At 61.4% G+C, this 11,577-nt stretch carries 10 protein-coding genes; 7 read left to right on the top strand and 3 right to left on the bottom strand.

Going from position 1 to position 11,577, the window contains the following annotated elements:
• Positions 1–130 (top strand): IS5/IS1182 family transposase (locus VJZ71_12310; GenBank protein ID HKQ48845.1); only part of this gene is annotated, 130 nt, incomplete at its 5' end.
• 10 nt (positions 131–140) lie between these two features.
• Here the strand turns inward: VJZ71_12310 and VJZ71_12305 are convergent.
• Positions 141–1,331 (bottom strand): alpha/beta hydrolase-fold protein, encoded by a 1,191-nt coding sequence (locus VJZ71_12305; protein ID HKQ48844.1) that lies wholly within the window; start codon positions 1,329–1,331, stop codon positions 141–143.
• A gap of 160 nt (positions 1,332–1,491) precedes the next feature.
• On the opposite strand from VJZ71_12305, the gene VJZ71_12300 reads away from it, so the two are divergent.
• The gene (locus VJZ71_12300; protein HKQ48843.1) at positions 1,492–1,938 is read left to right on the top strand and encodes a TIR domain-containing protein; all 447 of its coding nucleotides are present in this window, start codon (positions 1,492–1,494) and stop codon (positions 1,936–1,938) included.
• A 37-nt stretch (positions 1,939–1,975) separates the two neighbouring features.
• On the opposite strand, the gene VJZ71_12295 is transcribed toward VJZ71_12300, so the two are convergent.
• Together VJZ71_12295 and VJZ71_12290 are read right to left on the bottom strand one after the other, a co-directional pair.
• Positions 1,976–3,340 (bottom strand): MFS transporter, encoded by a 1,365-nt coding sequence (locus tag VJZ71_12295; GenBank protein HKQ48842.1) that lies wholly within the window; start codon positions 3,338–3,340, stop codon positions 1,976–1,978.
• An 80-nt stretch (positions 3,341–3,420) separates the two neighbouring features.
• Positions 3,421–4,599: a hypothetical protein gene (locus VJZ71_12290; protein ID HKQ48841.1), complete on the bottom strand. Its 1,179-nt coding sequence runs from the start codon at positions 4,597–4,599 to the stop codon at positions 3,421–3,423.
• A gap of 378 nt (positions 4,600–4,977) precedes the next feature.
• On the opposite strand from VJZ71_12290, the gene VJZ71_12285 reads away from it, so the two are divergent.
• The 5 genes from VJZ71_12285 to VJZ71_12265 all read left to right on the top strand — a co-directional run.
• Positions 4,978–5,631, top strand: a complete 654-nt coding sequence (locus VJZ71_12285) for a hypothetical protein (GenBank protein HKQ48840.1) — start codon at positions 4,978–4,980, stop codon at positions 5,629–5,631.
• 160 nt (positions 5,632–5,791) lie between these two features.
• Complete coding sequence (locus VJZ71_12280; GenBank protein HKQ48839.1) at positions 5,792–6,457, top strand: hypothetical protein; 666 nt, start codon at positions 5,792–5,794, stop codon at positions 6,455–6,457.
• 167 nt (positions 6,458–6,624) lie between these two features.
• Positions 6,625–8,856, top strand: coding sequence for a hypothetical protein (locus VJZ71_12275; GenBank protein HKQ48838.1), 2,232 nt, complete (start codon positions 6,625–6,627; stop codon positions 8,854–8,856).
• Positions 8,857–8,994: 138 nt separating this feature from the next.
• Positions 8,995–9,765, top strand: a complete 771-nt coding sequence (locus VJZ71_12270) for an alpha/beta fold hydrolase (GenBank protein ID HKQ48837.1) — start codon at positions 8,995–8,997, stop codon at positions 9,763–9,765.
• A 417-nt stretch (positions 9,766–10,182) separates the two neighbouring features.
• Positions 10,183–11,577, top strand: a 1,395-nt coding sequence (locus VJZ71_12265) for a thrombospondin type 3 repeat-containing protein (GenBank protein HKQ48836.1), incomplete at its 3' end; no start/stop codon positions are given.

The raw sequence follows: 11,577 nt of genomic DNA, 5'->3' as shown, positions 1-11,577 counted from the left end.
GATCAGTTGGCTGCGCCAATTCCGACGCCTTCGAATTCGCTATGATCGTCGCGCTGACATCCATACGGCATTTCTCACACTGGGCTGCGCCTTGATCTGTTGGCGACGATTAAAGAATGGGTACTTTTAGGGACTCTTAGTCATTCTCTTCCGTAGAAAAACGCGAGGATCTGGTCGAAGCGCGCGGACCAGGCGGATTCGTTGTGCTGGCCGCCGGAGACTTCCAGGTAGCGATAGTCGCGGTCCTGCTGGAGGCCGGCGTCGTCGAGGATCTTCGCGAGCCGGCGGGTGTCCTTCATCGCCGAGCTGAAGCCCGCGATCTGTCGGCCTTCCTCTGACCCCATGTCCACCCAGACGCGCATCCCCTTCATCCATTTGTGATCGCTTTCCAACTCCTTCAAGATGCTGCGGTCGTTCCACATTAGCGCGGGGGAGATGACGCCACAGCGCGAAAACATTTTCGGATATTTCCGGCAGATGTGCAGCGAGATCAGCCCGCCCATCGACGAACCCGCTACGCCCGTATTCTCGCGGTCGGGCTTGGTGCGATAGGTCTTATCGATGAACGGCTTGACCTCCTCGACGAGGAACTTCGCGTAGGCGTCGCCCTTGCCGCCGGCCTGGCGATCTTCGTCGATATCCGGCGCGTACTCCGTCATGCGCTCCGGCGTGTTGTAGAGGCCGACGATGATGAGCGGCTCGATTTCGCCCGCCTTGATCATTCGCTCGGCGGTCTCGTCCGCCTGCCATTCGACGCCAATGAAAGACTTGGAGGCGTCGAAGAGGTTCTGACCGTCGTGCATGTAGAGGACGGGATAGCGCCGCTTCGCGTCCTTCTCGTAGCCCGGCGGAAGATAGACCGTGATCGTGCGTGAATTGCCGAGGTGTTTGGAGGCGAAGTCTTCGTGTACGCGCACATCGCCGGTGACGGTCTTGCCCGGTTTTTTCGCAACGGCTTTCGCCGCGCCCGCCCAGCGGCCGACGACGATTTCAATCCTCGCCGGCCCTTCGACCGTGTAGGTCCGGTTGGCGATCTCGCCTCCGCCGGCGTTTTTTTCGACCGACTCCCAGGAGCCCTGGGTCACCTTGTATTCAATCTGCGCGCCGACCGGCAACTCGACTTTGGCTTGGTAGCGGCCGTCTTTCAATTGCTTCGTGCGCAAGCCAGGCAGATTCCAGCCGCCCATTTCTGGAATGCTCCCCGTGAGATAGACCTCGGCGTCTTTGGGCGTGTCGCTTGGGGCCGTGATGAGAAACTCTACGCGAACGTTTTCGGCCTGGACTCCCGTGAAGAGGGTCACGACGTACAGCCAACCCATTGTTACAGTCATTGTTGTCTCCTTGCGGGTATTATGCTGGACGATTGCAAAGTTCACCACAGAGACACAGAGGCAGCGAGGCGCACCGATTTGGTTCAAGAACGTGACAAAAACTTCTTCGTCTCAGAGCCTCTGTGGTGAACGCTTTTGGTAAAATGAACCGGTACGATTCGTGAACACCGAACCCATACGCATCTACGTCTGCTACGAGCCGGACCAGCGACTCTGCGCCGACCCGCTGAATTCGTGGCCGGTCACAAATGCCGACCTCAACGCGTACGATCGACGCGTGCAGACGCCCCTCAACAGCGCCGAGGCGGAGCCGATCAAGGCCGCTTTGGCGCAGCAGATCGAGGCGGCGGATGTGACGATCTGCATCATCGGGCCGGAGACTCACGCCAGCGAGTGGATCGCCTGGGAACTGGCGGTCTCCAAAGAGGGATCGCACCGTAACGGCCTCGTTGGGATCGTCCTGCACGAGTACGACCGGCATCCGGATGCAATGGTGGACAGCGGGGCAATCTTCGTGCGGTTCAAGCGCGACCTGGTGGAGCGGGCGGTGCGCTGGGCGGTGGAGGAGCCGCATACGTCGGACGATTTCACGCTGCAGGATGAATAGGACGTTCCGTCGCTGGTGCCCAAAGATTGACCATGCGCTAAGCACTCGCGGCTCGACGAGCGCTTCGCGTTTCCTCGCGAGCCAGTCGTGAGAAGATAAGGAAGCCCACTCCCGAGACGGCAAAGCCGACGATGAAGACGCCCCAGTCGATCCAGTGATACAGGAACATGCCGACGAAGGGGGCGATGAGGCCGCGGAGACCCGTCAGCGACACGTGGATGCCCATGTAGAGTTCGGCCTTGTCGTCCTCGGCGAAGTGGAGGTGGCCGATGTTCCAGGCGATCGCGCCGCCGCTCTGGGCGAGGCCCTCGAACATGCGGCCCAGGAAATAGATGCCGACCGCAATCCCGAAGGCCGTACCGAGTTGACCGCCGCTTTCCCGTGCGAACATGGCTCCGATGCCGCAGAACATGAGCGAGCCGCACCAGCAGAGCGAGTTGTAAACGCGAAAGCGCAGGACGCCGATGCGATCAAACAGGTGCGCCCAGAGACCCAGCGAGGCGATAGTGATGGCGCGCGGGATGATGTCCAGGAGGCCGTTGCTGTAGGTGTAGTTCAGGTTGAGCAGCTTGGTCAGTACGATCGTATTGACGGGCATGGCCATCAAGTTGGCCGAGCCGATACAGCCCTGCGCGACGCAGTAGCGGGCAAAGCGGCGGTCTTCCTGCAGGACTTTCCACATCCTTGGCAATAAATGAAAAGGAGAAATAAGGGCCACGAGACTGAACGGGGCGATCAGGCCCGGGTCGGCGATCGGTTCCTGGCCTCCACCGCCGTTGCGGCCGGCCAGCGCGATTCGCTCGCCGCGGACGCGCTCCTTGCGCCGCAGGTACAGGCTCGCCGCGCCGATGAGCGAGACAACCGGGTAGAACCAGCGATAGGTCATGGGGTCCAAGTCAAAGAGCAGCCCGCCGCCGAGGATGACGGGCAGGCTCATGAGCGTGCGGACGATCTGGAGGTTGGCGGTGATTCGGCCGCGGTGCGAGCGCGGGTAATTGCTTTTCCACAGGCTCGCTCGCGTCGTGACGACACCGGACATGAACAGGCGGGAAAGGAGAATCTGCGCGGCGAAGATCCAGCCGCCCTGGTGGCTGTGCGGGGTGAAGCCGACGGTCAGACTGACGGCGATACTGGCGGAGGCGAGGGCGATGAAGGCGGGGAGCTTGCGACGGCCGACAAGCATGGCACCCCACCAGATGCTGACGAGATTGGCGAAGGCGGGCGTGGCCTGCACGACGGTGATGAGGAAGTTGCTGCCGCCAAAGGTCTTACTGACGATGACGGCGGAGACGGTCCCCTCGACGAGGCCGGCGAAGAGGCCCCAGAGGACGAGATGCTGCATTTCGTAGTGGTAGTTGCGGCGGGCCATGTAGGGCACGCGCCGGACGCGGAAGAGATCCATGAAGAGCCGGTCCCCGCAGCCCGATTCCGTCCGGGCCGAAAAGGCGGATTATAGCATTCCTGATTGAGAAAGCGGGGAATCTACTCCAGCTTGAACGCAAACCGGTGTTTGAAGTGCAAATAGTAGAGGCCCACCATGCGCATGCTGACGAGCGTGAAGTAGAGATCGATCGCCAAAGCGATGATCGCACCGCCGATGATTCCGAACGACGCCCCGAGGAAGTCGCTGGAACGCATGCCGAAATGCGTGAGAATCTGCTGCCCGCTCGACGACAAGAGTCGAAGCCCCAGGGTGACCAGCAGCGCGGCCCAGATGGCGAGGTAAGGGCCGATTGTTCGGAAGATGGTCGCGAGTATCAGATCGGGCCTCAAGAGCAATGACCACGAGGAGAGGGACAGCAGCAGCACGATGATGGGCCAGAGGAATGCGCCCAAGGCGGCCCAGATTCCAAATAGAATCGTGTCCGAAGCAATGGCATTGGTGCTGACCAATGCTCCGTAGGCGATCCCCGGCGACATCGCGATGAGGAACGACCCGACGAAATAGAACCACGGCTTGACCAGACCATCCAGGAAGCCGTCTTCGAGCGGAGCTGCTTTGAGGTCATCGTGGCCGGCGGCCGTGTCGCTAATGACGTTCATGTATATGGCGATGACGTAGGCTTGAACCAGGAGTGAGATGATGCAGATGAACTGGGAGGCAAAGAGTACCCCCACAAGGACGAGGGTTTGGATCGCGTTGCCCGCCGATGAGAACGGGTAGGCAAAAGCAAATCCCAGGTCGCGCCAAAATCCGCGCTTGGGACCCCCGATTTGATCGCTGCCGCTACGACCGGGTAGCGTGCGAGTGCCGGAGGAATGTCGGGCGTACGACAGCTCGACCGGGTCGCCCACATCCACCGCCGGCGGCGCGGAGGCATGGCTGACGGCCGGAAGCCCCTCCAACTGAATCTCGCCGATCGCCCCGCTCGACGAAAGTCCGATCGTCCCGGAAAGGTCGGCGATGACCGGTTCCGGCGCGGGATGCGGGGCCAGCTTCAGCGCCGGGGCGTGGGCTGTGTGGATGATCGGCGGGGGCTGGGCCGCGGCGGAGGATGTCGCCGGCTTGACCGCGGGAAGGCCGGGCTTTACGGCGGCTGAAAACTTGGCGAGGGGGATGGTGAACGGCCGCTGGCAGCCGGGGCAGGAAATCCGCTTGTCCGCCAGCTTCGACGAGACGTTGAGGACTTTTCCGCACTTGCATTTGACGCGCAGGGCCATGAACAGACGCTCAGCACGACGGTTGGTTAAGAGCCCGCCCCAACGGCTGGGGGCAACGAATGGAGAGTCCATATGTTACCAGAAAGACCGGCTTGGAAAGTGGAAAGGCACCTTACAAAGCCGCGGCACCGTTTCGGTCATCCCGCCGGCAACGGCGTTCTTTGGAGTTATAAGGTCTCGAATGGGCTGGGTTTATGGTAAAGACCGCCGCCAACAGTGGTTGTAATCCAAATGGGCGGGAACTGCTCCGATAAATCGTCGAGACCTTGATTTCTTGGGCCCAAATTGGTATCGTAGCGATCCGAGTCAGGGCAGTGCGCGGTCAATCCGCGCGGACGGCCCCGGAAAGAAGTTTCTCCCGGCGGGAGGAGAGGGATAATGCGGAAATCGGCCCTTCTAACTTGCAGCCTTGTATTGGCGCTCGCAGCCGGCGCCGAGGCCGCGCCGCTGAACTTGACGTTGAATCCGTCCCCGGACATCACATCGCAGTTCATTGACTTGAGTTACGTCGCGGCCACCGATTCGCTTTCGGTCGACGGGTACAACGTGACTATCGATGATGACAATGCCGGCCCTCTGATCGACTTCGACGACGCCTTCACCGCACTGAACTTCAACATCGACGCGACCGTGGACGATTTTGGAAATGCCTCGGCGGGTACGCTGTCCGTTTCCGGCGATTTGACATCCAGTCTGGGAATTTCCGGCTTGTTACTCACGGGCGACCTGGTGTTGTTCGGATTCGACTCGCAGGACCCCGGTTCAGGTCTGGATTTTTTCGAATTCGTGTTTGAAGTGACGGGCGGGCAGATGGCGACATTCCAATACTTTGGAACGCCCGGCTCGTTTGTCGGTGTGATCTACGATCCTTTTGAGAACGTTTTCGATGGGACTTGGGGGTCGAGTTTTTCGAGCTTCAACAACGGCAGTTCCCATACGGACCTGGCGCCCGTTCCGATCCCGGAACCGGCGACATTAAGTTTGATGCTTTTGGCCGGAGTCAGCCTGCTGCGGCCTTTGCGACGTCGATAACGCCCGCTGTCCCCGCGATAGCGGTGGATTTGGTGTCGCTCGGTATCGAGCGGAGCGTAGAAACATTCGAAGAACGGATTGCGTTTGGGGGAATCTGTTCGGTATCGCGCGCCCGAAAGGGGCGAAACGGAGAGGATAGGTTCCAAAAAGGAGTTCCCCCATGCGAAGGTCTTTCTCGTCCCTAGGTGCGGCTGTAATCGTCGTCATGTTACTGGTGAGCCCTGCTGCGGCCGAGCTTCTGGGCGTGCTGCCGGGCTTCCCGACGCTGACCTACGACAGCAATGGCACCACCAGCTACAACTCCACGACCGACACGATGTCGCTGATTGCTTCTCCCATCGCGATTCGATTTACCCCGTCCTCTGCGCCGCACCTCGTGATGCCGACGGGCTCACCGGCCCAGGAAGTGCTGCAACTCGGCGGGTTCATCAACGATACCGGTGGAGTGGCCGGCGGCGTTTCCGGCGATGACCTGATCGTCATCGGCGAGGTCGATGGGGATGATCCCGACACCCTTCCCGATTACTCCGGCGTCCTTTTGACCGGCGAGATCCTGCAATTCGGTTTTGAAGACACCGGCACAAGCACCGATCGGTATGATTTTCGGTTTGCGCTAACCGGCGGACAGTTGGCCTCGTTTTTCAGCGGGATGGACATCGGCGTCGTCGTGACCAGCGAGAACTCAAACTTTGTTGACAGCTTTACCGTAGATTTCATCGGCGGCGCAAAGGGCGCGTTGGGACCCATTGAGGTGCCCGAGCCCGCGACGCTCGGTCTCATCCTGATGGCGGGATTGTCCCTGGCACGGCCCCTGCGGCGACGATAACGCCCGTTCAGGGACTACCGCCCACGAAGCAAATTGTCGGGCCCGGGGATCAGGCATAGTAGGAAAGTTTGTAAGAATTGGGGGGATGCTGATTGTTGCGCGCCGCAACGTCAGGTAACCCGGTTGATTATATTGGTCGTATACCACCAAAGAAGGAGACTGTACAAGTGCGCCAAAAGCTTTTTCCGGTATGTTTCGCCATCTTCGCCGTGTCCGGCGCGGTCAGCGTTTCGTTTGCCGCGCTGCTCGGTGTGATTCCCGGATTCCCGGTGATCACCTACGACAGCAACGGCACCACCAGCTACAACGCAACCTCGGATGCCTTGGCGCTGGTCGCGTCGCCGATCTCGATTCGTTTTTCGCCCTCCACGCCACCCCGGCTGATTACGCCGACCGGTATACCGGCGTCGGAAGTGCTTCAGATCGGCGCATCAATCAGCGACACCGGCGCCGTGCTCAGCGGCGTTCCCGGCGACGATCTGGTGGTGCAAGGCCAAATCGATGCCGACGGCAACGGCAGCATCGATTATTCGGGAATTCTCCTGACCGGCGAGATCATCGCCTTCGGCTTCGAAGATACCGGCACGGCAACGGATCGGTATGACTTTCGTTTCGCCTTTACGGGCGGCTCGCTGGCGTCGTTTTTCGCCGGCCAGGACATCGGCGTCACGGTGACGAGCGAGAACTCGGATTTCGTCAACAACTTTAACACTAACATCATCGGTGGCGCCAAAGGCAGCCTGGGCCCGATCCCGCGATTGAATCAGCCGCCGGTGTGCAACGCCAATGGCCCGTACCAGGCGGAGTGCGCGGGCGGCGTGACGACGCTGATGCTCGACGGCTCGCAATCGAGCGATCCGGACGCGGGAACGACGCTGACCTATTCGTGGACCTCGGATTGCCCGGGGGCGACTTTCGACGACGCCACGAGCGCGACACCGGTTCTGTCCGTCGATACTTCGAGCGGCTGCAACATTCAATGCACCCTGACCCTTTCAGTCAGCGACGGCACCGCGGCGCCGCAGACGTGCCAGGCGGAAGTCAGCGTCTCGGACACGAATAACCCTACGATCACCTGTCCGGGCGAGGTCACTGTGCAGTGCGGGACGTCGACGGCCCCCGCCGATACCGGCGGTCCGGCGACGGCGGACGACGACTGCGATCCTGCACCGATCGTCTCCCATACCGACACCGAGGAACCGGGCTCCTGTCCACAGTCCAAAATCATTACCCGAACGTGGAAGGCCGAGGATCGCTGCGGCAATTCGGCCACCTGCGTCCAGACGATCAATGTCGTCGATACGACGGCGCCGACGATTACCACCTGCCCCGGGGCCATCAGCGTGACGTGTGAACAGGGCACGAATCCTACGGTGACGGGCACTCCGACCGCCGAGGACAATTGCGACGCCGCGCCCACGTTTACCTTCAACGATGAATCGACCCCGGCCAATTGCCCGGCGGTCGCCGTGGTGACACGAACCTGGACCGCATCGGATGCTTGCGGAAACACTTCCACCTGCGTCCAGACGATCACCGTTACCGACTCGATCGGGCCGTCGGTCCATTGCCCGGCGGACGTAGAGATTGAATGCGACGAGTCCTCGTTGCCGGCGAGCACGGGAATGGCGACGGCCGACGACGGCTGCGATCCCAATCCGACCGTCACGTATACGGATTCCGTCTCGGGTTCCTGCCCGACCGTGATCGAGCGCACCTGGCGGGCCACTGATGCCTGCGGTCAAGGCTCGACGTGCGTGCAGCGGATCACCGTGGTGGATACGACGCCGCCGGACCTGGTGTGCCCTCCGAACGTGACGCTCAACTGCGCCGAATCGACTGACGCTTCGAATACGGGCCGGGCCACGGTCACGGACAATTGCGACGGTTCCGTCGAAGTGACCTTTACGGATGTGCGGACCGGGACCTGCCCGGCGACGATCGTTCGCACCTGGGCGGCGGAGGATGGTTGCCACAACCGCATTACCTGCGATCAGACCATTACGCTACAGGACGCGGGATTGTGCCCCGCCACTCCGGGTTACTGGAAGAACCATCGCAGCCGGTGGCCGGTGTCCAGCCTGACGGTTGGCGGCGTGACGTACAACGACGCGCAGCTCATGCGGTTGCTGTCCAACAAGCTTCCGAACGGCCAGAACGCAGGGAGCGACATGTCCGCGGCCTTGGCGAAGTTCGTCATCGCGGCGACGTTCAATGTCCTGTCGGGGTCCGATTCCCAGGATATTCAGCCGGTTCTGGATGCGGCCAATGCTTTCCTGGCGAGTTTCCCGCCCGGAAGCAACCCCCGCGGCGGCGATCGCTATACGGCGACGCAGCTCAAGGACCAACTCGACGTTTACTGCAATTCGAACCCGAGCGGTTGCCGGGAAAGGAACTAACGGCAGGCGCCGAGTGTGGCCGAATACCACCGTCGGCATCCCGGAGGGGATGGAAGCTGGCCCCGGGCGCCGTAAACAGCGCCCGGGGCTTTTCATTGCGCGCTGCCCGCCCTATCCTCACCTTCCAAGCGAGAATGCGTGCAATCATTTGTTAACATCCCGATCGGGACACAGCGTCTCGTCGCCTGCCTGCATCGGCCCGACGCGCTCGATCCCGCCCCACTGGTCATCTGTTGTCACGGCCTGACCGGGACGCGGATTGGTTCGGGTTATCGATTCGTGGCGTTGGCGCGGCGACTTTCCGAAATGGGGATCGCCTGCCTGCGATTTGACTTTCGCGGGTGCGGGGAGAGCGACGGGCGGTTCATCGATGTCACGTCTGCGAGCCTGGAGGAAGACTTGCGGGCCGTCCTCGCGGCGATATCGGGTCTGGAGGGATGTGATTCCGGACGAATCGGCATGGCCGCGAGCAGCTTCGGGGCGCACACGGTTTCGGGCCTGGCCAGCGAGATTGCGGGCTTGCGTGCACTGGTCTTCCTCGCGCCGGTCGCGGACCCAAAGTCGCTTATCGCCCGGGCCATGACTGACGAGGCGTGGGACTTCCTTCGGCGCAAGGGGTGGATCGATCACCATGGCCTGCCGCTCGGAGCGTCCTTTATTGAGACGCTTCCACCGTGGGACGCCCCGCGGCGGCTGGCGGCGGCCGGGCGGCCTCTCCTTGTATACCACGGGACGCAAGATGCCGAGGTGCCGATCGACCAGGGTCAGGCCTATATCTCGGCCGTGCAGGCGGCAGGGGTCGAAGCGAAGCTGGAACCCATTGAAATGCGCGATCACGGAATGCGAAGCGTCTCGGCAACGCAACAGATTGTTATGGGGGCCGCGGATTGGATGAAACGGTGGGTCTGAAACTCAGCAACCCATAATCCGCCGTCCAATTAGGGCGCGCTAAACTTCTCGCGTCCGGTGCGGGAGCGCGAACTCGGGCGAGCGCACGCTGACCACCGATAATCCCGACGTCTCAGCGACTTATCGAGACATTGTCCGGAAGGCGGCACGTCCTAGTAATTTCATACCATTCAAACATCGCTTTTGCCAACGCATTTCGTTTGACAGACCGTGAATCTGGGGTACTATCTGTCAGAAGCGTAACGGAGGGGGGATAGCCCAGTCGGGCTGTCTATCCATTCTCATCTTGTGGGGGGCGGGGTACTCAAGACTCGGCGTTGTGGTGCGCTCTCTGAGCGCGGCACGCGACCGCTGGCCTTAGGTCTCAATTTCCCTACCGCAATTTGAGCCCGGATGAATTACCTGGAGGATGGAAATATGTTTGGTTTCGGTAAAAAGACTCAGCGGAATGGTACCACCGGCGGTCGGTGTCCTTCAAAGGGCAAAGCGCTCCTGATCCTCGCGGCGGCGACGATCCTGAGCGTTTCATCGTCGGCGCAGGCGGTACTCTTCGGCTTCCACGAGATCGGAGATGACACCTGTAACCTGCCCGGTCTCGTCGTCAACATTACCGAAGAGGGAACGACGCCCGGCGGAAACGTGGTCGTCCATTTCCAGTTCACCCTCCTACCCGGCACCGTGACGACACGCCTGGATGGCGTTTACTTTGACGATCGCTGCCTCAATGGCCAGGCGCTCCTGTCCTTTGACGAGATTGTCGAAGGGCCGGGCGTGAACTTTGACAATCCGGCCAGCCCGGGGAATCCTCCGAACAGCAACTTGACGTGCCCGTCGTTCGTTACGACCAGCGGATTTTCCGCCGACACGCAGGGAGGAGTTTCGAACGCGGTCCACCCGGGAGAGACCGTTACGTTGGTCTTTACCCTGAACTCGGGGAAGAGCTTTCAGTACTTGATTGACTGTCTGCAGGAGCCGGACGATACGGTAGTTCCCTGTATTCCCGGTCTTCGCATCGGTATCTCGCATCAATCCTCGACCTGCGGATCGGGAGGCGTCAGTGGTAACGCACCTGTCGATATCACCGATTGCAACAGTAATCTCATTCCGGACGAATGCGACATCGACGGCGCCGGCACCGATGAGGACGGCCGGCCCTGTTCGCTTTATGGCTCGGGCGTCGGCGGCAGCGAGGACTGCAACTCCGACGGCATCCCCGACGAGTGCAGTTCGTTAGCGGACTGCGATACGGACGGCACGCCCGATGCCTGCGAGGCGGACGGCGACAGTGACGGTATCCCGAACGATTGCGATAACTGCCCGAGTGATGCAAATCCGGGTCAGGAAGACTGCGACAGCGACGGCGAGGGCGACGCCTGCGAAGCGGATTGTGACAGCGACGGCACGCCGGATGGTTGCGAATCCGATCAGACCGATTGCGATTCCGACGGTACCCTCGACAGTTGCGAGACGGACGGTGATAGCGACGGCGTCATCGACGATTGCGACAACTGTCTGCTCATCGACAATCCCGGCCAGACTGACGCTGACAGCGACGGCGTGGGCGATGCCTGCGACAACTGCGTGGCCGTAGCCAACCCCGGCCAGGAGAACGGCGACGGTGACGCGCTCGGCGACGCCTGCGATAACTGCGACCTCGACACCAACCCCGATCAGGAGGACTGCGACTCCGACGGTATCGGCGACGCCTGCGAGCCGGACAGCGATACCGACGGGCTGCCGGACGACTGCGACAACTGCGACTTCGTCGCCAACCCCGGTCAGGAGGACGGCGACAGCGACGGCGTGGGGGAT

This window comes from Phycisphaerae bacterium, from assembly GCA_035275405.1.
Lineage (GTDB): Bacteria > Planctomycetota > Phycisphaerae > UBA1845 > UTPLA1 > DATEMU01.
This window is presented reverse-complemented; position numbering and strand designations above follow the sequence as displayed.

Excerpts from the sequence above, each read along its gene's own strand:
- VJZ71_12280 (HKQ48839.1), top strand. The coding sequence starts at position 5,792 with ATGCGAAGGTCTTTCTCGTCCCTAGGTGCGGCTGTAATCGTCGTCATG.
- VJZ71_12290 (HKQ48841.1), bottom strand. The coding sequence starts at position 4,599 with ATGGCCCTGCGCGTCAAATGCAAGTGCGGAAAAGTCCTCAACGTCTCG.
- VJZ71_12285 (HKQ48840.1), top strand. The coding sequence starts at position 4,978 with ATGCGGAAATCGGCCCTTCTAACTTGCAGCCTTGTATTGGCGCTCGCA.
- VJZ71_12305 (HKQ48844.1), bottom strand. The coding sequence starts at position 1,331 with ATGACTGTAACAATGGGTTGGCTGTACGTCGTGACCCTCTTCACGGGA.
- VJZ71_12295 (HKQ48842.1), bottom strand. The coding sequence starts at position 3,340 with ATGGATCTCTTCCGCGTCCGGCGCGTGCCCTACATGGCCCGCCGCAAC.